Source organism: Sporosarcina luteola, from assembly GCF_023715535.1.
Taxonomy (GTDB): Bacteria; Bacillota; Bacilli; order Bacillales_A; family Planococcaceae; genus Sporosarcina; species Sporosarcina luteola_B.
The window spans coordinates 83,419-110,197 of record NZ_JAMBOI010000003.1; the positions used below are offsets into that span (position 1 = coordinate 83,419).

The following is a 26,779-nucleotide window of genomic DNA, read 5'->3' on the forward strand; positions in this document are numbered from 1 at the left end:
GTATTCACGCAATATAGAATAACGAAATATTCTGGAGGTAAAAATATGATCATCGATTTATTGACATCACACGCATCCGTACGAAAATACAAGGACATTCCTCTCTCAAAGGAAGACGTCCAGGAACTGGTCCACGCAGGCCAACATGCGGCAAGCTCCCATTTTGTCCAAGCCTATTCCGTCATCCATGTCACCGATCAGGAAAAACGGGAACAGCTAGCTGAGCTTTCAAAGAATAAAAGGCAGTTTCTATCCGCCGGAGCCGTATTGATTTTCTGTGCAGATTATTGCCGATTAGCAAAAGCCGCTGCTATGCATGGCAAGGAAATCGATTATTCCCACGCAGAAAACGTGCTCGTCGGCTCCATCGATGTAGCGCTCTTCGCCCAAAACGTTGCCATCGCGGCAGAATCAAAAGGATATGGCATTTGCTATATCGGCGGCATCCGCAATGCCCCTGAGGAAATCAGCGAGCTACTAGGACTCCCGGACGGCGTCGCGCCAATGTTCGCCATGTCCATCGGCGTTCCGGACGAAGCAAACGAAGTGAAACCGAGATTACCGGTCGAAGCGATCATCCATGAGAACAGCTACGACACTGCCAAATACGACGAACTTCTGCCAGCCTACGATCAAACGATGCACGACTATTACCTCAATCGCGGGTCGAACCAAAAGGATACTGCGTGGTCCGTCCAAATGGCCGATTTCCTCGCCGAACCGAGACGGACCTATATGAAAGAATTCTTGGCGAAACGCGGATTCACGTTTAAATAAAATCTCGAACGCGATACTTACGCTTAAAGTGCTCCAAAAGCTCATAAATCCATTTATTCACGCATAAATCACTCCAAATACGCATAAACGCGCTAAACGACGCATAAGCCCTTGGAATAGCTCATAAACTTGAAAATTCGCGCATAAATCGGGTTTTCCACGCATAAACAGCAGTTCACTTCACGGGATTAGCAAACGCTAATCCCTTTTGATATTCTTATATATACATACTCGCCCGAAAAGAGGTCCATCATTATGCAATTTGAAGAATCAGTTGATGAAATCGTCCGCCGAATTCAGGAAGGATCATTCATCCAAGGAACGATCAGCCAGCCCCGTTATAAATCGACCGGCTTACAGAAAGTGAAACTAAAGCCGGTGGAAATTAAAAAAGAAGTCCATATTCAATTTGAATATCACTACGAACGAATTTTGAAACATGAAAATATAAAAATCTCAGACATCCAGACAACCCTCCGTCAACTTTTGGAGCAATTCAAGCAGATGCACGCGGAATTCACGAATGAGAAAGTCCATATCCAGCTGACGAAAAAATTCAAAGTTTCCTGGAAAGGTGAAAAGGCGGCCGTGGCGAAAAAAGTCGACTTGTCGCATAACCGGAAAAAGAACTATCTTTTGGACGATGAAACCCCCTACCCTTTTCTAGTCCGTCTTGGCGTGCAATCTCCAGAAGGCAAGGTGAAGAAGCAGAAATACGACAAATTCCGGCAAATCAACCGCTTTGTCGAGTTCATCGATGACGCACTCGCTTATTTGCCAAAAGATCGTCCTGTCCGTATTTTGGACTTCGGTTCCGGCAAATCCTATTTGACGTTTGCCCTCTATCATTATTTACACATCGAAAAAGGGTTGGATATCAGAGTGACTGGGCTTGACCTGAAAAAGGAAGTCATTGAAGAATGCAATTTGATTGCGAAAGATCTTGGCTATGAACAGTTGGAGTTCCTCGTCGGCGATATTAACGATTACAACGAGGAAACGTCCGTGGACATGGTCGTCACTTTACATGCATGCGATGTTGCAACGGATATGGCATTGGCGCGCGCTGTCAAATGGGGAGCGGAAGTTATTTTGAGCGTCCCTTGCTGCCAGCATGAACTGTTCTCGCAAGTCCAATCACCTGCTCTTGAAGTGATGCTCCAACATGGGTTAATCAAAGAACGCTTCTCGGCACTTGCCACCGACTCCATCCGCGCTGAAATCCTGTCACTCGTCGGATATGACGCTCAGCTGCTTGAATTCATCGATATGGAGCATACACCGAAAAATATTTTGATCCGTGCGTATAAGACCGGTAAAAAACCGACGGCTGAAGGTATCGCCAAGTATGAAGGATTCCGTGATTTGCTGAACGCGAAGCCATTTTTGGAACGGGAATTAAAAGCATCCGGATACTTACAATAAAAATGCATGAAAAAACCGCCCCTGACTTCATCAGACTGGCGGTTTCTTCATGTTATACAGATATTAATTCCTCTTGCGTGTGAATAAATCCATTATAAATTCTCAAGTCAGCCTCATATGCTGCCCGATATGTCGAAAGACTATGCATTTTCACTTTTGCAAAACTGTCTCCATCAACGATTCCGAAATAGCTGTTTAGGATTTCAGCATTGGCCCATGCGGTTTCCTCGAAAGCAATGTCTGCTTGATGCTCTTCAATCAGCGCTGTCATCATCGGCAGATCGGTAGGCCGTTTTTCAGCCGCGGCTTGTTTTTTCATGAGAATGATTTCCTTTGTACGGTCGAGTGAGTCGAGCAATGCGTTACGATCCATTGCATGCCCCAACTCGTGGATGGTTAATACACGAAGATACGTTTCCAGTGGCATCGATTCGGGGAGTTCTTGCCAAGCTTTTTGTACACGGTCAATGTCGACAATGACTTCATCCTTGATGAAATCATACATCATATTGACGCCCGTGCTTTCCTGCTTGAGCTCTACATCCATGTTCACGGCACGGATGGCCGATTCGATCAAAGCGACGATTTGCGATTCCGTCATTCGTTCATTCATTCTCTTTCCCTGACACCCTTTACTGTTAAGTTTCTATCTATGTTTAGCCGAATTGGCATGTATACTTATTCATACATGAGCTTTTTCCAAGCAACCTTTACATTATAAATAAATTACAGCTATATTTCAACAGAGAAATTCCAACTTACACCAAATCGTTAAAAATATGCTAACTCACTAAGTTGGCAGGTTTGTTTCCAACCCCACGTCTAAGAATACATATCCATCGCGCTCATGCTGCCCTTTGAACTCGATAGGTACACGTTTTTTGAAAATCGGTCCATCGACGACAATGGTATGGAATTCCCCCGATTCCCCACACGAATCAATGCCGAGCGACTCGAGTTCATCCATTAATTCAATCGTGAATTCACGCCCGATGAATTCTGCAGACATCATTTTAGTATTGACGACTACAATGTATGCTTCAAAACCTGAATGCACGAACTCCTCCAATAATTGACGGCGAGGCTCCATCCATAGGGGGTGAACTGCATTCATTCCAACTTTTGCGCATGCTGTTCGAACCCATGTCAAATGATCCTCAAGGTCGATATCCCCAAAAACTCCATCAGCGATGCCCGCATCTACGCATTCTTGCATTGCATCTAAAAATTGCTCTTCGTAGCTGTTCCAGTCGGCACCACGGATCATTAAAGGAATACCGAGGCTATCCGCCTGCGCCCGGATTATTTCCAACGGCAAGGCATGTGACTTCGAATGTTCTTTATTCTTTTCAAACATCGTCCAAATCCGCTTCGCGACTCCCCCTGCTTGAAGTGCGCGATAATACGCCAACGCCGAGTCCTTCCCGCCGCTCCAAGAGGCGACGAATGGTTGGTTGTTCATTTGCAACACACATCCCTTACGTTATATTGGTGTCAACACCGCCTGTTGGTGATGGATCTATACATTCGATGACATCTGAATCAAAAAAGTCCCCGTATTATCTTGTCGGGGACTTTCCTTATTCAGCCGCTTCTAATGAGCAGCCGTTTATACGTAGTTCATCAATTGTCTTCTTCAATTGCTTTAAATGGCATTTTTCGTACAGGCCGACAATCGGAAACCATTGTTCCAAAGGCATCGAGCCGAGATTCGGATGCTTGAATGACTTCTCACGCAATTGGTCTTTGCAGCTGCAATCATAGACATCAAGCAAATAAATTCTCGAGTTATGAAGCTCCTCTTTAATTTCCGGAATTGATTTATACGTATGTGTCGGTTGCGTTTCTATAGGAAGATCCCCTTTGACGAGCAAGCTTCCAGAAAGGACGATCATTTTCTTCGAGGCTTTTGGACTCTCAGGATTCTTCAATTCTCCTGCTATTTTTGAAGCTATATATGTTTCCATCAATGCAAGATGCTCCAAAATTTGCTTTGGAGACCAGCCGCCTGTTGACGGAGTACCGTTGAACTCTTCATCAGTCATCCCATCGATGGTTTGATAGATTTTTCTGCGGATTTTATTATTCCCCTCAAAAACCATTATATCTCTCCTCATGTAGAACGAAATAGGAGCATTCAATTCTCTCCCACAGCATACGACGTTTTGAAGAAAATTTAAAGTGGTAAAAACATATTCAGAAAAATAAATTGTTGGTTATATTTGTAATAAAGATGTTTATGCGTTTTTAAACAGATTTATGCGTATATATAAGCATTTATGAGGCATTTTCGTGATATATGCGCATCTTTTATGACTTATGAGCCTTTGAAGCAATTTATGCGTCTTTTCTAGAGTTTATGCGCGTATTGTAAAAAACGCTCCATCCTTGTCGGATGGAGCGGTGTGATTATGCAGGCATCGGCGTGTCTGTCGGTTCTGCATAGCCTTCTTTGTATGTTTCATCGATGAATTCACGGATTTCTTTCATCGACTTGCCTTCTTGTTTCATTTGTACCGATTTAACCGCAATCTCCAAGCATACGAGACAGCGTGTTCCATGGTCGTCCCAGACGACAGAACCGTCTTCGCGGATTTCATCGACGAAGCAGTTCAAGTTGTGGCCATGCCCGGCACTTTCACCGCAGCCGCAATAGCACGGCATGTAAGTTAGCACATCAGAGGCGGATGCTGCAACTTGATAGACGAGGCGCATATCCTCGGGCTTGTCATCCAAAAACTTCGGCAAGACTGCGGCTGATTCAGTTACTTCCTGCAAGTCCCCATTCGGCAAATGTTTTTCATGGCCCACTTCCAAATGTTCGTCTTCCGAGTGTTTTTGCGCCTTCTCACCGCAAGCGGAAAGGATAAGGATCAGTATAAGCATGATAGGCATTAGTTTTTTCATTCATGTCTACTCCTTTGCTACGTCATTGTCCTTCCATCATATCGGATAATGGTAAGGAGTAGGGTTACAACTTTGTGGACATTGCGCCTCGTTTATTCTCTTTCTGCTTGATCCAATAACGGATGCCTTTGCCAGCTAACGGCTCATCTGAAAACCGTGGAATGACATGCAGATGGGCGTGAGGAATCGACTGCCCGCCCACTACATCCGTATTCCATCCGATCGTATAGCCTTCGTGGTTATAACGTTCTTCCAAGTATGCCTTCGCTTTCAGCAAGAGCTCCTGCGTATCCCGCCACTCTTCAGGCGTCAATGAAAACACATTTTCCGCATGCCGTTTCGGTACGATCAGGCCACTGCCTTCCAACACTTTTTGCTCGGAAGGCTTTAGGATATAGGCGCATGTTTCTGTCTCAAAAATGATTTGCTGCTCAGGATCTGCGGCCAAGTTACAATAAGGGCAATTTTCTTTGTACATTTTATCGTCCGATCATCTTGGAAGGATCAACATATTCATCAAATTGCTCTTCTGTTAATAAACCAGTTTTCAGTGCCGCTTCCTTCAACGTCGTTCCTTCTTTATGTGCTGTTTTCGCGATTTTTGCTGCGTTTTCATAACCGATATGCGGGTTTAGCGCAGTCACAAGCATCAAGGAGTTTTTCACTTTGCTATCAATCTCTTCCCGGTTTGGCTCGATGCCGACCGCACAATTGTCATTGAAGCTGCGCATGCCGTCTGCGAGAAGCTTTGCAGATTGCAGGAAGTTGTAGATGATGACCGGCTTGAAGACGTTCAGCTCGAAGTTTCCTTGGCTTGCCGAGAATCCGATAGCTGCGTCATTCCCCATCACTTGTGCTACAACCATTGTGAGGGCTTCACTTTGCGTCGGATTGACTTTGCCCGGCATGATGGAGCTGCCCGGTTCATTTTCAGGAATTGTAATTTCACCGATTCCTGAACGCGGGCCGCTTGCTAACCATCTTACGTCGTTCGCGATTTTCATCAGATCCGCTGCAAGGGCTTTTATCGCACCATGTGTATAGACGACTTCGTCATAGCTTGTGAGGGCATGGAATTTATTTTCCGCCGATGTGAAAGCGATGCCGACCGATTTTGAAATTTCTTCTGCAACTTTTTCACCGAATCCTTTCGGTGCATTCAGTCCTGTACCGACAGCAGTTCCGCCAATTGCAAGTTCCTTCATGGACTGGACGCTTTCGTTCAGCATTTTCTCTGTCTTTTCAAGCATGCGATGCCAGCCGCTTATTTCCTGGCCCAATGTAAGAGGCGTCGCGTCTTGCAGATGTGTACGTCCGATCTTGATAATATCCATGAACTCTTCGGATTTCTTGCCGAGGGTTTCTTTTAAGACTTGTAAGGATGGCAGCAATTCACGCTCCACAGCGATCACGCCTGCGACGTGCAGTGCAGTCGGGAATGTATCGTTGGAGCTTTGCGATTTATTCACATCATCATTCGGATGAAGGCGCTCTTCCTCGCCCCACTCCTCCAACAGCTGGTTGCCACGGTTCGCAAGCACTTCGTTCATATTCATGTTGGATTGCGTTCCACTGCCGGTTTGCCAAACGACAAGCGGGAAATGGTCGTCCCATTTGCCTTCAATCACCTCTTCGGCAGCCGCCACGATTGCTTTCGTTTTCACTTCCGATAGATTGCCAAATGAGTTGCTCGCAATTGCAGCCGATTTTTTCAAATGGGCGAACGCACGGATGACGCCGAGCGGAATCCGTTCTCCACCGATTTTAAAGTTCTGCTTGCTCCGCTGTGTCTGCGCGCCCCACAACTTATCCGCTGGTACTTTGATTTCTCCAAACGTGTCATGCTCGATACGATATTCCATTTTCCCTCCGCCTTTCAATAGATTATTCAAACTCCTCTATCTATCATGCACTTTTTTAGAGTTGAAATAAAATGAAAAGACCCGGTTATCCGAGTCTTTAAGAATCAGGCCAATTTCTTTTCCTGGTATATTTCTATAAACCTATCTACTACATCTGGATGGAATTGTGTCCCTTTGCCTCTTCTCAGTTCTTCGAATGCCTCTTCTGCTGTCACCGCTTTTTTGTAGACGCGTTCCGTTGTCATTGCGTCATAGGCATCGACGACAGAGACGATGGCGGCTTCCAGGGATATTTCATCCCCTTTCAATCCATAAGGGTACCCTTTGCCATCGTATCGCTCATGATGCTGTTCTACGATGAATGCGGCATCCTTCAACCACTCCACTGGATGGGCGCGCATAATGTTTGCTCCGGCTTGGGAATGCAATTTCATGATTTCCCATTCTTCCGGCGTGAGCTTTTCGGGTTTATTTAAGATTTCGAGAGGAATTGCGAGTTTGCCGATATCATGGAAGTGAGCACCCCACCGCATCAATTTCAGTCTGCTTTTCGGCTGGTCCATCCGTTTCCATACTTCAATGGCATATTGCCTGATCCTATCGCAATGGTGATACGTATAACCATCCACAAGCGCGACTGCATCAATTTCGGTTTGCAAAGTTTGGGTTTCGAAAAATAATTGTTCATAGAAGTCCGCATCCATTTTCATGAGGATTTCCGCGTCGGATGTTCCGTAAAACGTGACTACCTTGTCGTAGCAGGAAGCATCCATCGTTTCTCCGATACGCATTTTTGTGCGCGTACCGCGGTATTCGATATCGACTTGGCCATCCAGCAGCGTGTACGTTTCGACAATCGTGTTCTCCGGGTTATATTGGGCGCAGAAAGAGCCTCCTTCATTCAATGAAAAAAGGGCTTCTGCAACGTTTTTCCATCGCCCCATAAACGTAATCTGTCCCGACGTCATCCGTAATACGGGGGGCAGGACATCTATTTGTCGGGGTCTGTCGTTTCGAGTGGTTCCCATAGGCATCCTCCGTCAGGCAGGTTTCGACTATCTCCGCATGTTTCCTCCATTATAACGAATAATGCCGGGAATTTCCATAGTTATTTTTGAATAAATAGAATATACTTTCTTTTATATTTCTTGTCTCAGTGCTTGAATGACGTCAATTTTTGTCGCCTTGCGAGCCGGGCGCCAGCCAGAAATCATGGCAACTGTAATGCTGATTGCGGATGCGATGATGACAAGCTGCCATGGAATGATGGAAAACGTTATATCTAAGCTTGCGATCTCCTCATCCCCGAGTGCGGCTGAAACGATGATCGGCAATACCATATTGGCAATGAAACTGACGCCGTAAGAGATGATGACTGCGATGATTGTTCCTATTATTCCGATCCAGGCACTTTCCATTAGGAACAGTCTTTGAATCAGTTTCGGGCTTGCTCCGATCGCTTTCATGACACCGATTTCCCGCGTCCGTTCTGTAACGGCCATTGTCATCGTGTTGAAGATGCCGATGGAGGCAATTAAGATTGCAATCGTGCCGACGAAGACGAGGCCAGCTTTGAATGCTAGGAAGAAGACGTCAAGCTGTTCGAGCTGGTCAGCAATCGAGTAAACGGAATACCCTTCGTCTTTGAGCGCCTTGCTGACAGCGGTTACGTTTTCCAAGTTCTTGGCATACACATTGACGTTTCCGTAGAACAATTCACTATTCTCGTCATCAACGTGACTAGTGAAAATTGTGGTCAAGTCAGGCATGATGGCTGAATCCGCATATATATTGAAATCCATGATCCAATCCTTCGCCGGCTCTTTCGCGACGCCTACAATGGTCAACGTAGTTTCTTCCGGGAACAGTTCCTTTTCTTCATACAATCCCATTTTGTATGTGAACTGTTTGCCGATTAATGAACCTTTATATGTTGAAGGCTCCGCTTCCTCGACTGTATTTGGTTCAATCAGATTTTCTGCGAAGTGGCTTCCGACAACGACTTCAGATTCATTTTCCGGCATGCGTCCTTCTTGTAAGGCGAAGCCCACTTTGGCTTCCTCTTGGAATTCCGTGACCGTCATGTTATGGCTGCCGATGAACCCGTCCAGTTCCGATTGCTGATTGATGCTTACAGACTGGCGGAAGACGACCGCCTTCACATGTTCACGTTTTTTCAGGTCCTCCACTTTTACCTGATTCATTTCACTTGAGTACACTTCTATTTGGTTCACCAACCGGTTATCGAGTATTTCGTTCCGCAGCGTGTCGTGGATGCCGAACCCGACGGAAGCAAGGACAATCAGGAAGGCTGTCCCCATCGTTGCTGCAAGGATTGTCATGAAGACACGTAGTTTGTTCTTTTTGATATGTTGTCGGACGAAATCGATTTGATCGTTAACTTGCATGTCCAACACCCCCTTCCGATAATTCACCGTCATGCATCTTGTAAACGCGATCCGCGGTTTCCGCCACTGTGTCGTCATGTGTAATGATGATGAATGTGATGCCACGAGTTTTATTGAGCGATTGGATGAGCAGCAGGATGTCCTGCTCTGTCTCTGAGTCAAGGCTCCCGGTTGGCTCGTCCGCAAAGATGATCGGCGGATCGGTGATGAGTGCACGCGCGATGCTCACCCGTTGCTGCTGACCTCCCGATAATTCATTCGGATAATGGTCTTGCACCTCTGTCAAGCCGACGAGCTGAAGAAGCTGTTGGACTTTTTTCTGGCGATCCTTTTTGGCAACGCCGGCGAGTTTGAGCGGCAACTCCACATTTTCAAATGCCGTAAGACCCGGCATGAGCTGGAAATTTTGAAAGATGAAGCCGAAATGATCGAGGCGGAATTTAGCGCTCTCCGCCTCACTGAAAGTGGATGTCCGAACGTCGCCGATTTGGATGATGCCGGCATCGGGCTTCAGGAATCCCGCCAATATATGAAGAAGCGTCGACTTCCCTGACCCGCTTCGACCGACAATCGAAACGATCTCTCCCTCATTGATTGCGAAGGACAGCCCTTTTAGAACGGGAATTTTTCGCTCTTTGCCTTTCTTGCCGATTTTGAATGAATGTGTTAATTCTTGAACCTGTATCATGATTTCCCCTCCAACGTAGTAACTGTTTCTCATTGTAGGGGAAGATTCTTAAGGGGGAGTGAGGAGAAAAATGAAGAAATTCTTAAGATGTGGGTGGGCTTTGGATGCGGATGGCATCACTTTGGACGCGGAGCAGCTTACTTTGGACGCGGATAGCACCACTTTGGACGGGGAGCAGCTTGCTTTGGACGCGGGCGGCATCACTTTGGACGGGGCCGTGCTTATTCGCGCCAAATGCTTTTGACAATTAAAAAAACACCCGTACCACGAATGTGGTCCGGGTGTTCAAGCAAAGCTTATTCCTCATCAACAGGTTTCGGTTTGACTGGTGTCGGCTTCGTACGAAGTTCTTCCGCCAAGTTGTCGATGCTAGGACGAAGATTGTTTTTACCAACGTAGCTTTCCATCATTTCTTTTACATCGATGCCTGAAGAGGCTTTCAATGTTTCTTGCAGAGTGGACATCAGGTTCGTTGCGTATGATGTCACTTTATTGGCACCGCCGCCTTCACCACTGCCTGTGTCAACAACAGTGATTTTATCGATGTTAGAAAGCGGGCTTGCAATTTGCTTCGCGTATTCTGGAATCATCTTAACGATCATGTCAAGCACAGCTGCCTGGCCGTATTGTTCGAACGCTTCCGCGATTTTGCGTTTCGCTTCTGCTTCCGCGAGACCTTTCAGGCGGATGACGTCAGCTTCGGATTCACCTTGCGCACGCTGAGCGTCGGCTTTTGCCAACCCGTCAAGGCGGATTTTTTCAGCTTCCGCAGATGCACGTGCTTCAATGCGATACTTCTCTGCTTCCGCTTCAGCCATTTGACGAGACTTATCCGCGGCTGCGTTTTGCTCGATCGCGTAACGGTCTGCGTCGGCCTTTTTCTTAACTTCGGAATCATATTGCTTTTCACGGCGCAGGATCTCTTTCTCTTCCAACTCGATCTGCTTTTGACGCTCGATGATTTTGACTTGCATCTCCTGCTCCGTAACTTCTTGTTTCGCACGGGCGGATTCTAGCTCATACGCTTGGTCGGCGCGCGCTTTCGCGATATCTTGCTCGCGGCGGTAGTCAGCGACTTTCAACTGATTTTCCTTCTCCGCTTCAGCAATTTCCGTAGCACGTTCGATTTCAGCTTTTTGTGCTTCCTTCGATGCTTCTGCGTTCTTGATGCGCGTCTCTTTTTCCGCTTCGACTGTAGCAATGTCTGCATCGCGTTTCACTTGGGCGATACGCGGTTTACCGAGTGAATCCAAGTACCCGTTTTTATCGCGTACATCTTTGATCGTAAAGGAAACGATGACAAGCCCCATTTTAGCCAAATCCTGCGAAGCGACACGTTGCACTTCCTGGGAGAACTTATCACGATTCTTATAAATCTCTTCGACCGTCATGGATCCTAGAATGGAACGCAAATGTCCCTCGAGAACTTCCTTCGCTTCATTTTCGCGGTCGGCTTTCGCTTTTCCTAAAAACTGCTCCGCTGCCGTCGCGATTTCAGTAATCGATCCGCCGATCTTAATGATTGCTGTTCCGTCCGCCATGACGGGAACCCCTTGTTCCGTATACACTTCAGGCGTCGTCACTTCTAGTTTGCTAGAGAGCAAGCTGAGAGGTTCCGCTTGTTGGAACACAGGGAAGACGAATGCTCCCCCGCCACGGATGATTTTAATCCGGTTGCCCGAGTCATCCGTATGTACGTTTTTCGATCCTAAATAACTACCCGTGACGATCAGCGCTTCATCCGGTCCGACTGTCTTGTACTTTGAAATGTACACAAGGATGACAGCAAGCAAAATGAACACGACAATCCCGATGACAATAAACATTCCTGAAATTCCTGGCATTCTGTTTCCCCCTTAATGGATTGGTTTTGATTTGATCACTTGAAGCGGAAAGGCTCATATTCCTTTACGATGAACGTTCCTTCCTTCACTTCGATGACCAACACTTCTTTTCCGTAGTCGATCGCTTTGTTTTCATACCCCGCAGCCCTCTTCGAAATGATGCCATTCACCGTTTCGATGATGATTTCGCCAAAGCCGTCAACCGGTACCGGAACGATGACTTTGCCGACTTGGCCTGTGAGTGATTCATCGGTATAAGCAAGCGATACTTCTGCGGATTTCAAAGGAAGGAGCACGAAGAAATATAGAAGGAAGTCCAATGCGGTCGCTGCCCCAAGCGCAATGATCAAGATCAGCAAATGATTCCATTCTGTCGTCAACTCCAATATATATCCCACTGCTGATGTAAATGAAATGAATGCAAGAATGACTGCGGGATCCAAAATCGGACTCGCATCGCCAATCCCTTCTGCAATGTCACTGAATAGAATGTACAGCACGGTCGCTAATCCTGCGATTATGAGCACGGTCAAATAGACATGGATGACCGGCATTCCGAACACTTCCATCCTCTCACCTCGCCTTCTCCTATTTGAATTCTACTATACATACGGTCGACCGATAATAAAGTTTCAAAATTCCTGGAAATAAATTTCGATTTTTTCAACATCAGAACTCTACCACATTATGACTTAAAAAAGAAATCAGCCCGTATATCTGTACTTATTTTCATTGTTTTTTGCTATGATAAGACTACTAAAAATTGATTCCGGAAACGGATGGAGGCTTAAAAATGTTCAGTCCACGTAAAACCGATCCTTTTTTCGCAGCTCTTTTGGAGATTGCTGAGCATGTCCAAGAAGCGATGCACTATGCGAATGACTTCAAAGTGACGTCGGTTGCAGATTTAAAAGAAGTAAGCATCAAGTTAAAGCAATACGAAACAGAAGGCGATGATCTGATTCATGACCTTATCTCAAAACTCAACATTTCTTTCATGACGCCGATTGAACGGGAAGATATTTTGCAATTGGCAATTAAGATGGACGATATCCTCGACGGCATCGAACATTTCGCGGCGAATCTTGAAATGTTCTCGCTGACGGAAATCGACGAATATGTCCAGAAGTTCATGGATAATATCGTGAAAAGTTCCGATGAAATCGTCAAGGCGATGGAATTGCTTGCGAAGAAGAAACTTGTCCAGATGCGGGATCACGCTGTTTTGATTAAAGAATATGAGCGGATTTGCGATGAAGTCCTTCGCACATCGATCAAACAGCTGTTCATCCGTGAAAAGGATCCGATCCGCATCATCCAGTTCAAGGATATTTATGAGTTGCTGGAAGACATTGCGGATCATTGCCAGGACGTTGCGAACACACTTGAAACAATCATCATGCGAAACGCGTAAGGAGCAGCTTTTATGGATATGATATTGTTTCTCACGATAGCTATCGTAGTTTTTGCGCTCGCATTCGATTTCATAAATGGCTTCCACGATACGGCGAATGCCATTGCGACTTCGGTATCGACACGAGCATTGAAACCACGGACAGCCATCTATATGGCTGCAATAATGAACTTCATCGGCGCATTGACGTTTACAGGCGTCGCCAAGACCATTTCCAAAGATATTGTCGATCCTTTCATGTTGGAAAAAGGATCTATTGTCATATTGGCTGCCCTTACTGCTGCGATTGCATGGAATTTAATCACTTGGTATTACGGCATTCCTTCAAGTTCATCGCATGCGTTGATCGGTTCGATCGCAGGTGCCGCCATTTCAGCGGCAGGATTTGGGGTTTTGAATTACGGCGGGTTCGTCAAAATCATGCAAGCTCTACTCATTTCCCCGTTCATCGCAATTGCGGCCGGGTTCCTGATGATGACGCTTTTCAAGGTTTTATTGAAAAACCGGAATTTGTTCAAGGCGAATAAACGGATCCGTTATTTGCAGATTGGAACCGCGGCCCTACAAGCATTCACGCACGGTACGAACGATGCCCAGAAGGCGATGGGGATCATTACAATGGCATTAATTGCCGCACAGTTGCAGACAGGCGACGATATCCAACTTTGGGTTCGGATTGCTGCTGCCACTGCGATGGGGCTTGGGACATCCATCGGCGGATATAAAATCATTAAGACTGTCGGTGGGAAGATTATGAAAATCCGTCCAGTCAACGGAGCAGCTGCCGATTTGAGCTCTGCTATGATCATTTTCGGCGCGACGCTCATCCATTTGCCTGTCAGCACGACTCATGTCATCTCATCCGCAATCATGGGAGTCGGCTCGGCGCAACGTGTTAAAGGCGTCAAATGGGGAGTTGCGAAAAAAATTGTCCTCACGTGGGTGATTACAATGCCTATTTCTGCAGCTCTTGCCGCCATTGTGTATCAAATTTTGAATTTATTATTGTAATACAAAACTTTTCACTTGCATTGCCAAATGGCCTCTGGTATGATAAAGGAGAATTATTTTTGTTCGGCGCGATGGTCACGATTTAACGCTTGACCGCTTCAAGACTTGAGCAAGGATAGTAACACAATGTGTGCTTTGCACACAAGGAGGAAACAAACATGGAACAAGGTAAAGTAAAATGGTTTAACGCAGAAAAAGGTTATGGCTTCATCGAACGTGAAGATGGCGACGATGTATTCGTACACTTCTCAGCTATCCAAGGTGATGGCTTCAAAACTCTTGAAGAAGGCCAAGACGTGACTTTCGAAATCGAACAAGGTCAACGCGGACTTCAAGCAACTAACGTTGAAAAAAACTAATTTGAATTAACCCTTCAAAACCACTTCCTTCGGGGAGTGGTTTTTTTCGTATTTATTCCTGGATAGTACATGTGCTTTAGACGCGGGAGCTACCTCATTGGACGCGCAGCGGATGGCTTTGGACGCGGAACTATCTTCTTTGGACGCGCAGCGGCTGGCTTTGGACGCGGAACCTTCCTCTTTGGACGCGCAGTGGCTGGCTTTGGACGCGGAACCTTCCTCTTTGGACGCGCAGCGGATGGCTTTGGACGCGGAGCCATCCTCTTTGGACGCGCAGTGGATGGCTTTGGACGCGGAACCATCTTCTTTGGACGCGCAGTGGATGGCTTTGGACGCGGAGCCATCCTCTTTGGACGCGCAGCGGCTCACTTTGGACGCGATTCTCCCAAACTATCCCTTCAAAAAAGACATTCCTATCCAATTTCGATATGATAAGGAGCAGACAGAAAGATTGGGGAGGACGATGGTATGCGCACACTTGCGCTTTTTGTTACGAAGTATTATAAAACGATCATGATTGCCTGGATTGCACTTTTCATTGCCATGGCCATTTTTGCAATCCGTTTGCCTGGGCTGCTTGCGGGTGACGGCTTCAGGATGGATGGAGAACATGAACAAGTGATGAAAATCGCTTCTGAGAAATTCGATTTACCGGCAGAAACGATGTTTGTCGTTTTCGATAAAGCAAGTGATGCAACGATTGCGTCCACTTTGACTGAAATTGAGAAGCTGGATCTTGCTTCCGAAGTCGTTTCCCCTTTGGATAACGAAGAGCAATATACGAAGGATGTCTCCTATGCATTGCTCCACTTTGAAGAGAACGGCAAGGATATGTCCAAAGTCGTTACAGATATCCGGAAAGCGATCGGTGACGAGAAAGGCATTGTCCTAACAGGCCAATCCGCCATTACGAAAGATATCAATAGCGCGAGCCAACGCGATTTGATGAAGGCGGAGGCGATCGGCTTGCCAATCGCAATCATCGTCCTTCTTTTTGCATTCGGTTCACTCATGGCTTCGATGGTTCCGTTGATCGTCGGTGTTGCGACAGTCGTATCGACGTTCGGTGTGTTGGCTTTAGTTGGCGGACAGATGGAGTTGGCTATTTTTGTATTGAATATCGTTCCGATGCTTGGGCTCGCTCTGAGCATCGACTTTTCGCTTCTGTTCATTAGCCGCTACCGGGAAGAGCGATTGAAGAGCGATGTGCTTGAGGCTGTTGCGACAACGATCCGTACTGCGGGCCGCTCTGTCATTTTCTCGGCCTTTTGTGTGTTCATCGGTCTAGGTGCAATGTTTATTATCAAAGTCGAGATCTTCCAAAACATTGCGCTCGGCGGAATGATTGTCGTCGGTATGGCGGTGCTCAGTTCAGTTACGTTGCTTCCGGCGATTTTAATAATGCTCGGCGACCGGTTGAATAAAGGCCGCGTGTTGAAGGTGAAGGAAAACGGCTCTGATCGATGGAGGCAGTTCGCCAATGCCGTTATTAAACGTCCCATTCTTATTACAATTGTGGCGCTTGTTTTACTGGGCATTGCAATAATTCCTGTGAAAAATATGGATTTGACGATTCCACAGATCGATTCATTGCCGGCGTCGTATGATACTCGGGCTTCGTACGAATTGATGGATGACACGTTCGGGCTCGGTAAGCGATCGCATGTGTACTTGATCGCGGAACGTGATGGCGGCTGGACTGATGCGGAAGGCTTGGATGCAATGAAAGCGTTGGAAGAAGATTTGGCCGATGATCGATTGGTCGACAAGCTGACTACAATTTTCACTGCTAGCGGAGTCGGTTCTCCTGAAGAATGGGAGCAAGCGATGCAAGTACCTGAAATGAAGGCCCAGCTTGAACCGCTTCTTGATTCATTCGTCAAGGATAATCAAGTATTGATTCCAGTTACGCTTCAGGCGAAAGGCACGTCCGACGAAGCGCAGCAATGGGCGCGGGATTGGTCACAGCAATCCGAATGGAATCTGTTGGTGGGTGGTCAACCGAAGTTCAATCAGGAAATCTTTGATGAGATTTTCGGCAATATCGTGTCTGTGCTAACAATAATCCTAGTGTCGACGTTCATCATTCTTATGATTGCATTCCGCTCGGTGCTTATTCCGTTGAAGGCGATTTTGATGAACATCGTTGGGCTATCCGCGACGTTTGGAATCCTCGTCTATATTTTCCAATATGGCCATTTCGGAATGCATCCTGGAACGATTGCGCTCATCATTCCGATCCTCGTCTTCAGTCTCGTCTTCGGCTTGAGCATGGACTATGAAGTGTTCCTCATTTCTCGGATGCAAGAGGAATACGCGAAGACGTTCGATAATGATCATTCGACGGTCGAAGGGCTTGCGACGACAAGTAAGATCATTACTTCCGCTGCATTGATCATGATTGTATTGACGGGTGCATTCGCGTTCACAGACGTCATGCCGGTGAAGCAGATTGGCGTCGGCATCGCGATTGCGGTCGCCATTGATGCAACGATCATCCGCCTGTTGCTTGTTCCGAGTTTAATGAAATTATTTGGCAAGTGGAACTGGTGGATGCCGTTTAGGAAAGGTGAATACAAAGCTGGGAATTGGCATTAACTCCATGACAATAGAAAAGCTGCCTGGACAACGAATTTTTCCGTTTGTCCAGGCAGCTTTTACTTTTTATCAATAATCTCAACTTGCGGGTCTTCCTGCCGGTCTTTATCAAACTGTGCTGTCATTGCAAAATAGATGATTGCAACGACTGCGAGGACAAAGACGACGAGCCCGATGACGAGCGTTCTTCCCTTCATTTGGCGTCACCCCCTGCTAAGCTTGAATTTCTCCTCTTTCAAATAGTCGACGGCTTCCTGATAATCGCCGAAACCCTCTTCCAGATTGGCGCCATGGTAAATATTGAAATAGCCTTCTTCTCCAAGCAACGTCAGCTTCTGGCCTTCCTCATTCACCCACACTTCTTCAATCGATTCCTCTTCTTCAGCCTCTTCGGTTGAAAGTGCACGGATGGCGTCGCGGATTGTCTTTTTCAACTCTTCTTCCGTCGCTTCACGGATGTTGACGAGCCCGCGGTCATCCGTCTCGTAACCCGGGACCCCTTCCAGGTACACAAATCCATTGCCGTTCGGATGAAGATGCTGCACAACGACTGTTTTTTCATAAAGGCTATCTTCAAAATGGTAATTGAGCCGCTTCATCGACACTTCTTTCCGCGTCAGTTCAGGGAATGTCTCAATGATTTGCTGTTTTTGTTCGAATGTTAGCATGTTTTGGCCACTCTTTCTTTGTCAAATGTCTTTCCAGTATACCATCATTCATCCCTCACCGTTAGACCGAGCGCACGCGCAAAGCCGAGCGCCTGCTCCGTCGACACGATGCATCCCGCAATCTTCGGCACTGTCACTTCGATGCGCTCGTATGTATTGTCGGATAAATCCACGCCATCCAAATCGGTTTCCGAGAAATTCGCATCGTCAAGCTTGCACTTTTCAAATCGGACCTGTTTGAAATCGCATTCGTAAAAATCACTATCCTCTAAGTTGCACTCCGCGAACTCAACTTCCTTCATTTTAGAAAAATTGAAGTTCACATAGCGGGCGTCACATTCCTTCATGAGGAGATGTCCTATATTGGAATTGGCCATATCTATACCCGTCAGCTTGGAAGCAACGATTTCGCATCGGTGAAACATGACATTTTCCATTTGAACGTTTGAGAAATCGCATGTTTGGAATGATACATCAACGAATTCTGCGCCTCTCCAATCACTGTTCGCAAATGACATATCCTTGAACACGCAATTATCGAACACGAGGCGCTCCCCATCTGCACCCGGCATTACACCGCCTTCAAATCTCGCTTTTTCTATAAACCCGTCTCGGTTCCATATATCTGAAGGCCTCAACAACTCATGTTCCATCGACAATTTCGGTTTCACCCGCTTGTCCTTTTTATTCGCCATGCAATCCCTCCTATCGCGTCTTCCATTCAATAATAATGACGAGCAGTATAACAACGATGAACGCCAACATATAAAACCAATTTGGAATCGAACTTATTCCACTGAACATCTGTCCTCTCCCCTTCCGAGCGATCTACAAATCTTGATTATCACCGTTCACATTGAGCTTATCACCGCTTATGGACCGTTTATCACCGCTTAGACTGGGTTTATCACCGCTCATGCATGCTTTATCACCGCTCGCAACGACTTTATCACCACTTAGTCGCTTTCCCCCGACCGCCGAACACCCGAAATCACCCGCAAATCAATCGTTATCTCTTTCATTCCCGTCGCAATCACTTCATCAACCCGCTCTTCACTCGCATTCCATGTGAGCGGCGTCATGCGAATCAATGGCGCGAGCAGCCCATCCGGCAGCGCAAACGTGTATGTTACCCGTTCCGTCTCGACTGCATCGAACTGTTCAGAGAACCTTGCTACCGGGTCAGCCTCTTCTTTCTGCTGCTTCCCTTCGTAAAAGACGTCCCGCAATTCCTGCAAGTACCCGCTTTCCGGTACGACTTTCACCAACACGCCGCCCGGTTTCAGCAGCCGGGTAAACTCCGCGTAATTCGCCGGTGATAAGACGTTCAAAATTGCATCGATACGAGCATCCGAAAACGGCATAGCAGCCAGGTCTGCCACACTCCAAATGATTCCCGGGTAAGCTTTCGAAGCTGCCGTAATGCCTTCCTTCGCTAAATCAATGCCTATGCCGACACTCCCAGTCCGCATCCGAGAATGAACTGTTTGCAAATGGGTCCCCTCCCCGCAGCCCGCATCCAATACGACAGGACACTCAACTCGCGCCAATTGATCATCCAAATGGGAAATGATAGTTTCAAGGACAGGCTCGAAAAACCCGCTGCTCATGACGGCAGTCCTCGCTTCAAACAGTGATTTATCATATTTAGTTGCATGGGCTTGCGGCGCCAAATTGACATATCCGCTTTTTGCCAAGTCGAATGAGTGCATGTTCCGGCAGATGAGACGGGAATGCTCCTCTATTTTCATCTCCGCAGAACAGATTGGGCATTTGAATAGCTGTATATTGTTCTCCATCACTAGAGCGCTTTGCATTTTCTTCGTCATTTTCATTTCCTGTACTCCGATCCAATAGTGTTCTACCAGTATACCGCCTTTCCGCTCGGACTCAAACTATCAAAGTGTCCAACTGTATCTATCGCACCTTCAGCGGGTACAATACTAGAAAGGAGGCGATTTCCGTGAAGCGGATTTTTCTATTCATCATTTTCATAGTTGCACTTTATCTCGCAAAACCTTTATGGGAAGAGCCCGTTTCGAAATACATCGACCTTTCCTTCCTGAATCCAGTTGACGAAAAGGTTGAAAGCATCTTAGAGAAAGAACCGGTCACTTCCACCATGAACTCCATCCTTAACGCTGCCGATAGATTATTCCTTTATATATCTTCGAAGTCATCTGAAGTGGAACAGCTTATTCCCGACAAAGTGGCTAAGCCGAGCTTGGACAAACCCGATCACTCCGCTATGTCCATCCATAATATCGAGCTCGGTGCAACCGAGGAACAAGTGAAGGCAGAACTTGGCGAGCCAAAGAGCTATTCATTGAATGAATACGGCACCGAGTGGTTCACATATCATGAGGATTACCAGAATTTCGTCATGATTTCATACGATGAAAAATCGAAAGTGAACGCTATTTACACGAATGATGACCTCATTTCCTCGAAAGCAGGAATCCGGTACGGCACACCGAAAGCTGATGTCCGGAAAGCTTATGGCGAGCCGTTGAAAGAGATCCGTAAAGGCTTGAGTATCTATGTCCTGCAGGAAAACGAAGGGATGGATCTCTTTAAAGCCGGGGATGTCTATATGTACGTGTTTTACGATCTGCATCGGAATGATACCGTGACAGCTGTCCAACTCATCACGATCGCATTGGAACAAAGGAAATCGGGCATGTACGCGGGCGGGGATGTATCCTTGCGCAATGGGTTTGAAGAGCAGCTATTCGATTTGACGAATGCCGCCCGTGTCCGGCACGGCCGCTCGATATTGCGATGGGATGAGAGAATCGCTGAAACAGCCCGCAAGCATAGCCGCGATATGGCAATCAAAGACTATTTCAGCCATGAAAACTTGGAGGGGCTTTCGCCTTTCGATCGGATGAAAGAGGATGATATCAAATTCCGCAGGGCTGGTGAAAATTTGGCGTATGGGCAATCGAGCAGCATTTTTGCTCATGAGGGATTGATGAATTCCTTAGGGCATCGGGAGAATATATTAATTAAAGACTATAGCCACCTCGGCGTCGGGGTCGCTTTCAACGAGAAGTCGCAGCCGTATTACACGGAGAACTTTTTCCTGCAATGAACTCTTCGCGACTATTTTTGTTTCTTACGGGGAATATAGGAAGAAGCAGATAGAGAAGGAGGAGTTCAAATGAAAGCTGTAACGTTCCAAGGTGTGAAAGATATTCAAGTGAAAAAGGTTGAGGCACCGAAGATCGAGAAGCCTGATGATATTATCGTCAAGGTGACGTCCACTGCGATTTGCGGGTCCGATCTGCATATCTATTTAGGCGCGTTGCCTACACATAAGGGATATGTCATTGGCCATGAACCGATGGGTATTGTCGAAGAAACCGGACCGAATGTAACGAAAGTGAAGAAAGGCGACCGGGTCATCATTCCGTTCAATATTTCATGCGGCAAATGTTTTTATTGCGAGCATCAGATGGAGAGCCAATGCGACAATTCGAATCCGAATCCCCATGTCGATACGGGCGGGTATTTCGGATTCACCGAACGGTATGGGGAATATCCTGGCGGCCAGGCGGAATATTTACGCGTCCCGTATGGCAATTTCACACCGTTTCTCGTACCGGATTCTTGCGAGCTTCCTGACGAGGCGTTGCTTTTCCTGTCCGATGTGTTGCCAACCGCCTATTGGAGCGTCGAGCATGCCGGCGTGAAGCGTGGGGATACGGTTGCCGTGCTTGGTTGCGGACCTGTCGGATTAATGGCACAAAAATTCGCGTGGATGAAAGGCGCGAAACGCGTCATCGCAGTCGACCATGTCCCGTATCGGCTGAATCACGCTGTGAAGATGAACAAAGTGGAAGCTTTTAATTTCGATGACTATGACAATATGGGCGCTCATATTAAAGAGATCACCCGTGGCGGTGTTGATATTGTCATCGATTGTGTCGGAATGGATGGAAAGAAGAATATTGCTGAGAAGGTCGGTCAAAAGTTGAAGATGCAAGGCGGGACGTTAAGTGCAGTGGAAATCGGTTACCAAGCCGTGCGTAAATTCGGGACGATCCATCTGACAGGCGTCTACGGTTCGCTCTACAACATGTTTCCACTCGGGAATATGTTCGAACGGAATATTACGCTGAAGATGGGGCAAGCCCCCGTCATCCACTACATGCCTACACTTTTTGATAAGATTACGAAAGGCGAATTCGATCCGACGGAAATCATTACGCATGTCGTTCCGATGGAGGAAGCATCGGCTGCCTACCACCATTTCTACGAGCACGAAGATGATTGCATTAAAGTGATATTGAAGCCATGAAAAAACCGGTCCTTGGACCGGTTTTTTCTATTTCTTACCTGTGATGGCGGCGCAGGCAATGCGTGCACCAGAATCCCCTGCCGGATCCGTCTTGTAGTCATCCGCCTTTTCGTGGATGACGATTGCGCTTCCGTCCTTATCGAGGATGGAGTTTTCCTGACCTTTTTTCAGTGTAATTTCTGAATTCGTCAACCTGAACGACACTTTCCCGTCCTCCGGCACTTCGATATTCGGCAAATCGCCAAGATGGAAGCCTTTCGGATTGTGGAAGCCGTGTTCCTTCCCGGTCGGATTGAAATGCCCTCCGGAAGAAGTGAAATCGGGTGGTGTACACACGCCGGTTTCATGGAAATGAATTCCATGCAGTCCAGGCGGCAAGTCCTCCGCCTGCACATTGATCATAACGCCTTCCGTCTCTTGGACCAATGTCACTTCACCGATTTCCTTCCCTTCCGTGTTCAATAAAGGAGTGACGATCGCTTCCATTTTTTCCGCGCTGACAGGCACCTTTTGTTTGGCTTTCCCACATCCCGCCACTACGATAACGACGCTGATTAGTACTACCATTAATAGTTTTCGCTTCAATGTAGTTCCTCCTCCACGTTTATTCCTGCCAAGCATGCCCAACTGGAGTGGATTTAGTAGTGGTAAGTTTTCCCGCCCATTTGTCGAAGATAGTTTGAGCAGGTGTACTTCACTTTGGACGCTGAGGAGCTCGCTTTGGACGCGGGATGCCTCGCTTTGGACGCGGGAGGACTCGCTTTGGACGCTGGGTGCCTCGCTTTGGACGCTGGGTGCCTCGCTTTGGACGCGGGAGCCCTCGCTTTGGACGCGGGATGCCTCACTTTGGGCGCGGGATCCCTCACTTTGGGCGCGGGATCCCTCACTTTGGACGCGATTGCAAACACACAAAAAAACCGCCGCACATTCCCCTATATCGGAATGAACAGCGGTCTCCTCTATTTAAGCTAATACCAATTTCTCCAGGTCAAGCGGCGCCACATACACACCATCTTGATACACACGCATATTGCCGCCGGAAATTTCATCGATCAGCATGATATTTCCTTCCGGATCACGTCCGAATTCGAGCTTGATGTCGTACAACTCAAGCCCCTTCACCGCAAGTTCCTCTTTCACGACAATTGAAATGTCCTTCGTCAACTTCTCTAATACCGCATACTCTTCTCCCGTCAAAATGCCGAGCTGCGCCAATGCATCCTCATTGATTGGCGGGTCATTGCGGTCGTCATCTTTAATTGTTACTTCAACAAATGCATCTAACGGTTGTCCTTCTTCGCAATATGCACCATAACGACGCAAGAAACTTCCGACAGCACGGAACCGGCAAATGACTTCCAGCCCTTTTCCAAATACGGTTGCCGGTTTCACAGTCATTGTCACATTTTCAATATCGGCATCGATATAATGCGTCGGAATCCCTTTATCCGCCAATTTCTCAAAAAAGAATTTCGTCATGCGCAAGCCTGATTGCCCTGCCCCTTCAATCGTCAATCCTACTGTATTCGCTCCCGGATCGAACACGCCGTCTTCCCCAGTCACATCATCTTTGAATGCCAATAAAACATTGCCATCTTCCAATTTATAAACATCTTTCGTCTTGCCTTTATATATAAGTTCCATGCCCACGTTTCCTCTCTATTCGAAAATGTAGTGAATCGAACCACGTAGAGTTCGATTTGCCGTATTTCTGCGTTTTTTGCAGAAATTAAGGCAGCCTTTGTTCACTTATAGTATAAGGTAGTTTTCATTGATTAAAAAGTGAAAATTGACGGGTGAATGAGAACTCTATGTGTCGGAACGAGAACTTTCCGAGAACGAACGAAAACTTTACGGGAATTAACGAGAACTTTTTGCACAGGAAAGAGAACTTACTCCATTCCAATTAAAGGATTTTTCACTTGTCAGCATTCATGCAACGGGTGTATAATAGCTCGATGAAATCTATGCTCAGATTGAAAGAGAGTGTGATAAAAGATGGGCCGGAAATGGAATAATATTAAAGAGAAGAAAGCTTCGAAGGACGCGAATACGAGCCGTATTTACGCAAAGTTCGGGCGTGAATTATATGTTGCAGCAAAACAGGGTGAACCTGATCCAGAGTTGAACCAAACATTGAAAGTGGTAGTGGAACGCGCGAAAACGTACAATGTGCCAAAAGCGATCATTGACCGCGCAATCGAGAAGGCGAAAGGCGGCGCCGAGGAAAACTATGACGAGCTTCGCTACGAAGGCTTCGGCCCGAACGGATCGATGGTCATCGTAGATGCATTGACAAACAACGTTAACCGGACTGCTTCCGAAGTGCGAGCTGCATTCGGGAAAAACGGCGGAAACATGGGTGTCAGCGGTTCCGTTGCATACATGTTCGACGCCACTGCCGTTTTCGGTTTGGAAGGCAAAACTGCGGATGAAGTGTTGGAACTTCTAATGGAAGCAGACGTTGAAGTCCGCGATATTTCAGAAGAAGAAGACACGGTCATTGTCTACGCGGAACCGGACCAATTCCATGCTGTGCAGGAAGCTTTGAAAGATGCTGGCATCACAGAATTCTCCGTAGCTGAATTGACGATGCTCGCTCATAATGATGTCACTTTGGATGCTGATGCGCAAGCGCAATTCGAGAAAATGATTGACGCATTGGATGACCTGGAAGACGTTCAGCAAGTTTATCATAATGTTGATTTAGGGGAATAAATCTTGTGAAAACCGCCATGATTGGCGGTTTTTTATTATGGATCGCCTGAAATCATCGAACTACCGCCTAGACAGGATTCAGTATGTATGAGCGATGCCACTTCATACATATAATGAATAATGACTACTTACCCATTTAGGTAGAACGCTTCAAATTTCCAATATTCTGTTTTCAGTCTACCCACTTTAAATAAGTTGAAGTACAATCAAATACAAAGGATGAAAGGATGTGAGCATGTTAATGAAACAGCAATGTCTTCTCAAAAGGGCTTTCCTGGCAATGGTAATTGCTTTGATCGCCGTATTTCCGGTAACACATGAAGGAACGTATTCATCTGTCGCCGCATCCGGGGAAACAACTCCCGTAGCATCCATTGATTCGACAACTTTAGACCAAAAATTACAGGCAATATTAAAAGACCCGAAGCTCCAAGGGGGAATTACTGGGGTCAGTGTGCGGAAAGCCGATACAGGTGAAACGATGTATTCCCACCTAGGTGATATCCGGCTACGCCCTGCTTCCAATATGAAATTGCTGACGGGCTCGACGGCAATGGACATATTGGGTCCTGACTATCAGTTCTCGACAGAAGTGCTGACGGACGGACAAGTAAAAGGAAAAATGATTCACGGTAATCTTTATCTGAAAGGTAAAGGCGACCCGACGTTGATGAAAAAGGATTTGGATCAATTCGCAAAGGGTTTGAAGGCGAAAGGGATCGACAAGATCAACGGAAACCTGATTGCTGACGACAGTTGGTATGATGATGACCGTTATTCCCAGGATTTGAACTGGTCGGATGAGCATAATTATGTCGGAGCACAGGTTTCTGCACTGACGCTTTCCCCGAACGAAGACTATGATGCGGGAACTGTCATTGTCGAAGTGAATGCTGGCAATAAAGCCGGGGATCTTCCGAAAGTGACACTCACTCCGGAAACGGACTATGTTGAGATTGTCAACCGTGCTACGACTGTGGCGAAAGGCGAAGCGAAAAGCATTTCCATCGCGCGTGAGCATGGAACGAACAGGATCATTATTGAAGGCAAAATTCCTGTAGAAGGTACTAGATCCCAGTCATGGTCAGCTGTTTGGGAGCCAACAGGATTAACCCTCGATGTCTTTAAGAAGTCACTTGAAGAACAAGGCATCCAACTTGTCGGAAACGGCGGGATGAAGTCCGGTGTGACACCTGGTAACGCTACCGTGCTCGTTTCGAAAAAATCGATGCCGCTAAAGGAACTTTTCATTCCATTCATGAAGTTGAGCAACAATGGACACGCTGAAACGTTAGTCAAGGAAATGGGGAAAGTACAGCGCGGCGAAGGCAGTTGGAGTGCAGGTCTTGCTGTCATGAAGGATAAACTGAAGCAATTTGGCGTCAACACGGATACGATCGTCCTTCGCGACGGCTCGGGCATGTCGCATAAGAACCTCGTTTCTGCAGATGAATTCACAAAATTACTGTATAACATCCAGGGGAAAAGCTGGTTCCCTGCGTTCGAGGCTTCCTTGCCGATTGCGGGCGTTCCTGAACGGATGATCGGGGGCACGCTCCGCAATCGGATGGGCAGTGGGTTGACAGCCGGAAATGTTACGGCAAAAACCGGATCCATCACAGGCGTCTCAACCCTTTCCGGTTACGTCACCGCGAAAGATGGCACGGAACTGATTTTCTCGATCTTAATCAACAATTATGTAACCGGACCTGTTACGCCGATTGAAGATGCGATTGCGAAAGTGCTCGCGGAATATGAGTTTTAATTGACTATCAGATAAAGGCATCCATTCAATGG

The 26,779-nt window shown here is 46.8% G+C and carries 30 protein-coding genes; 13 read left to right on the forward strand and 17 right to left on the reverse strand.

Annotated elements, in window-relative coordinates; translation table 11 throughout:
- Positions 1 to 45: 45 nt before the first annotated feature.
- Together nfsA and M3191_RS07385 are read left to right on the forward strand one after the other, a co-directional pair.
- Positions 46 to 777, forward strand: coding sequence for an oxygen-insensitive NADPH nitroreductase (gene nfsA / locus M3191_RS07380; protein WP_251699504.1), 732 nt, complete (start codon positions 46 to 48; stop codon positions 775 to 777).
- 255 nt (positions 778 to 1,032) lie between these two features.
- Entirely contained in the window at positions 1,033 to 2,202 is a 1,170-nt protein-coding gene (locus M3191_RS07385; protein WP_251699506.1) for a class I SAM-dependent methyltransferase, read from the forward strand.
- A 52-nt stretch (positions 2,203 to 2,254) separates the two neighbouring features.
- On the opposite strand, the gene M3191_RS07390 is transcribed toward M3191_RS07385, so the two are convergent.
- From M3191_RS07390 to M3191_RS07430, 9 genes are all read right to left on the reverse strand, one after another.
- Positions 2,255 to 2,815 carry an integrase gene (locus M3191_RS07390; protein ID WP_251699508.1) on the reverse strand — a complete coding sequence of 187 codons (561 nt, stop codon included), beginning with the start codon at positions 2,813 to 2,815 and terminating at the stop codon, positions 2,255 to 2,257.
- A 177-nt stretch (positions 2,816 to 2,992) separates the two neighbouring features.
- The gene (locus M3191_RS07395; RefSeq protein ID WP_251699510.1) at positions 2,993 to 3,664 is read right to left on the reverse strand and encodes a diphthine--ammonia ligase; all 672 of its coding nucleotides are present in this window, start codon (positions 3,662 to 3,664) and stop codon (positions 2,993 to 2,995) included.
- A gap of 118 nt (positions 3,665 to 3,782) precedes the next feature.
- Entirely contained in the window at positions 3,783 to 4,304 is a 522-nt protein-coding gene (locus M3191_RS07400) for a DinB family protein (RefSeq protein ID WP_251699512.1), read from the reverse strand.
- A gap of 307 nt (positions 4,305 to 4,611) precedes the next feature.
- Complete coding sequence (locus M3191_RS07405; protein ID WP_251699514.1) at positions 4,612 to 5,109, reverse strand: PCYCGC domain-containing protein; 498 nt, start codon at positions 5,107 to 5,109, stop codon at positions 4,612 to 4,614.
- A 64-nt stretch (positions 5,110 to 5,173) separates the two neighbouring features.
- Positions 5,174 to 5,587 (reverse strand): HIT family protein, encoded by a 414-nt coding sequence (locus tag M3191_RS07410; protein ID WP_251699516.1) that lies wholly within the window; start codon positions 5,585 to 5,587, stop codon positions 5,174 to 5,176.
- A gap of 1 nt (position 5,588) precedes the next feature.
- Entirely contained in the window at positions 5,589 to 6,971 is a 1,383-nt protein-coding gene (fumC, locus tag M3191_RS07415) for a class II fumarate hydratase (RefSeq protein ID WP_251699518.1), read from the reverse strand.
- A 104-nt stretch (positions 6,972 to 7,075) separates the two neighbouring features.
- Positions 7,076 to 7,999: an HD-GYP domain-containing protein gene (locus tag M3191_RS07420; protein ID WP_251699520.1), complete on the reverse strand. Its 924-nt coding sequence runs from the start codon at positions 7,997 to 7,999 to the stop codon at positions 7,076 to 7,078.
- 111 nt (positions 8,000 to 8,110) lie between these two features.
- Complete coding sequence (locus M3191_RS07425) at positions 8,111 to 9,379, reverse strand: ABC transporter permease (RefSeq protein ID WP_251699522.1); 1,269 nt, start codon at positions 9,377 to 9,379, stop codon at positions 8,111 to 8,113.
- Positions 9,369 to 10,067: an ABC transporter ATP-binding protein gene (locus tag M3191_RS07430; protein ID WP_251699524.1), complete on the reverse strand. Its 699-nt coding sequence runs from the start codon at positions 10,065 to 10,067 to the stop codon at positions 9,369 to 9,371. Before M3191_RS07430 ends, M3191_RS07425 begins: the two co-directional genes overlap by 11 nt.
- Positions 10,068 to 10,137: 70 nt before the next feature.
- On the opposite strand from M3191_RS07430, the gene M3191_RS07435 reads away from it, so the two are divergent.
- On the forward strand, positions 10,138 to 10,311 hold the full coding sequence (locus tag M3191_RS07435) for a hypothetical protein (protein ID WP_251699526.1): 174 nt from the start codon (positions 10,138 to 10,140) through the stop codon (positions 10,309 to 10,311).
- A gap of 52 nt (positions 10,312 to 10,363) precedes the next feature.
- Here M3191_RS07435 and M3191_RS07440 read toward each other — a convergent pair whose 3' ends face one another.
- Both M3191_RS07440 and M3191_RS07445 read right to left on the reverse strand, forming a co-directional pair.
- Complete coding sequence (locus M3191_RS07440) at positions 10,364 to 11,911, reverse strand: flotillin family protein (protein ID WP_251699528.1); 1,548 nt, start codon at positions 11,909 to 11,911, stop codon at positions 10,364 to 10,366.
- Positions 11,912 to 11,946: 35 nt separating this feature from the next.
- Positions 11,947 to 12,480: a hypothetical protein gene (locus M3191_RS07445; protein WP_251699529.1), complete on the reverse strand. Its 534-nt coding sequence runs from the start codon at positions 12,478 to 12,480 to the stop codon at positions 11,947 to 11,949.
- A gap of 224 nt (positions 12,481 to 12,704) precedes the next feature.
- On the opposite strand from M3191_RS07445, the gene M3191_RS07450 reads away from it, so the two are divergent.
- The 5 genes from M3191_RS07450 to M3191_RS07470 all read left to right on the forward strand — a co-directional run bounded on the left by M3191_RS07450 (position 12,705) and on the right by M3191_RS07470 (position 17,293).
- Positions 12,705 to 13,325, forward strand: coding sequence for a DUF47 domain-containing protein (locus M3191_RS07450; RefSeq protein WP_251699531.1), 621 nt, complete (start codon positions 12,705 to 12,707; stop codon positions 13,323 to 13,325).
- 12 nt (positions 13,326 to 13,337) lie between these two features.
- On the forward strand, positions 13,338 to 14,336 hold the full coding sequence (locus M3191_RS07455) for an inorganic phosphate transporter (RefSeq protein WP_251699534.1): 999 nt from the start codon (positions 13,338 to 13,340) through the stop codon (positions 14,334 to 14,336).
- 158 nt (positions 14,337 to 14,494) lie between these two features.
- A complete protein-coding gene (locus M3191_RS07460) occupies positions 14,495 to 14,695 on the forward strand; it encodes a cold-shock protein (protein WP_060205704.1) in 201 nt (66 codons plus the stop codon).
- 97 nt (positions 14,696 to 14,792) lie between these two features.
- On the forward strand, positions 14,793 to 15,212 hold the full coding sequence (locus tag M3191_RS07465) for a hypothetical protein (RefSeq protein WP_251699536.1): 420 nt from the start codon (positions 14,793 to 14,795) through the stop codon (positions 15,210 to 15,212).
- Positions 15,164 to 17,293, forward strand: coding sequence for an MMPL family transporter (locus M3191_RS07470; protein WP_251699538.1), 2,130 nt, complete (start codon positions 15,164 to 15,166; stop codon positions 17,291 to 17,293). Before M3191_RS07465 ends, M3191_RS07470 begins: the two co-directional genes overlap by 49 nt.
- Before the next feature lie 59 nt (positions 17,294 to 17,352).
- Here M3191_RS07470 and M3191_RS07475 read toward each other — a convergent pair whose 3' ends face one another.
- The 4 genes from M3191_RS07475 to M3191_RS07490 form a co-directional block, all read right to left on the reverse strand.
- Positions 17,353 to 17,490 carry a hypothetical protein gene (locus tag M3191_RS07475; protein ID WP_251699539.1) on the reverse strand — a complete coding sequence of 46 codons (138 nt, stop codon included), beginning with the start codon at positions 17,488 to 17,490 and terminating at the stop codon, positions 17,353 to 17,355.
- Between the two features lie 6 nt (positions 17,491 to 17,496).
- Complete coding sequence (locus M3191_RS07480; RefSeq protein ID WP_251699542.1) at positions 17,497 to 17,961, reverse strand: hypothetical protein; 465 nt, start codon at positions 17,959 to 17,961, stop codon at positions 17,497 to 17,499.
- Between the two features lie 44 nt (positions 17,962 to 18,005).
- Positions 18,006 to 18,656, reverse strand: coding sequence for a pentapeptide repeat-containing protein (locus tag M3191_RS07485; RefSeq protein WP_251699544.1), 651 nt, complete (start codon positions 18,654 to 18,656; stop codon positions 18,006 to 18,008).
- Positions 18,657 to 18,917: 261 nt separating this feature from the next.
- On the reverse strand, positions 18,918 to 19,796 hold the full coding sequence (locus M3191_RS07490; RefSeq protein ID WP_251699546.1) for a putative RNA methyltransferase: 879 nt from the start codon (positions 19,794 to 19,796) through the stop codon (positions 18,918 to 18,920).
- A gap of 128 nt (positions 19,797 to 19,924) precedes the next feature.
- Between M3191_RS07490 and M3191_RS07495 the strand changes: the two genes are divergently transcribed.
- The gene (locus M3191_RS07495; RefSeq protein WP_251699548.1) at positions 19,925 to 21,055 is read left to right on the forward strand and encodes a CAP domain-containing protein; all 1,131 of its coding nucleotides are present in this window, start codon (positions 19,925 to 19,927) and stop codon (positions 21,053 to 21,055) included.
- Positions 21,056 to 21,124: 69 nt separating this feature from the next.
- Positions 21,125 to 22,264 (forward strand): zinc-dependent alcohol dehydrogenase, encoded by a 1,140-nt coding sequence (locus M3191_RS07500; protein ID WP_251699550.1) that lies wholly within the window; start codon positions 21,125 to 21,127, stop codon positions 22,262 to 22,264.
- Positions 22,265 to 22,291: 27 nt separating this feature from the next.
- Here M3191_RS07500 and M3191_RS07505 read toward each other — a convergent pair whose 3' ends face one another.
- Positions 22,292 to 22,849: a superoxide dismutase family protein gene (locus M3191_RS07505; RefSeq protein WP_251699552.1), complete on the reverse strand. Its 558-nt coding sequence runs from the start codon at positions 22,847 to 22,849 to the stop codon at positions 22,292 to 22,294.
- Between the two features lie 114 nt (positions 22,850 to 22,963).
- Between M3191_RS07505 and M3191_RS07510 the strand changes: the two genes are divergently transcribed.
- Positions 22,964 to 23,236, forward strand: coding sequence for a hypothetical protein (locus M3191_RS07510; RefSeq protein ID WP_251699554.1), 273 nt, complete (start codon positions 22,964 to 22,966; stop codon positions 23,234 to 23,236).
- Here the strand turns inward: M3191_RS07510 and M3191_RS07515 are convergent.
- The gene (locus M3191_RS07515; RefSeq protein WP_251699556.1) at positions 23,228 to 23,908 is read right to left on the reverse strand and encodes a phosphoribosylaminoimidazolesuccinocarboxamide synthase; all 681 of its coding nucleotides are present in this window, start codon (positions 23,906 to 23,908) and stop codon (positions 23,228 to 23,230) included. The two genes, M3191_RS07510 and M3191_RS07515, sit on opposite strands and share 9 nt — an antisense overlap.
- A gap of 354 nt (positions 23,909 to 24,262) precedes the next feature.
- Between M3191_RS07515 and M3191_RS07520 the strand changes: the two genes are divergently transcribed.
- Entirely contained in the window at positions 24,263 to 24,982 is a 720-nt protein-coding gene (locus M3191_RS07520; protein ID WP_251699558.1) for a YebC/PmpR family DNA-binding transcriptional regulator, read from the forward strand.
- Between the two features lie 235 nt (positions 24,983 to 25,217).
- Positions 25,218 to 26,747 (forward strand): D-alanyl-D-alanine carboxypeptidase/D-alanyl-D-alanine endopeptidase, encoded by a 1,530-nt coding sequence (gene dacB, locus M3191_RS07525; RefSeq protein ID WP_251700109.1) that lies wholly within the window; start codon positions 25,218 to 25,220, stop codon positions 26,745 to 26,747.
- The last annotated feature ends 32 nt before the right edge of the window (positions 26,748 to 26,779 follow it).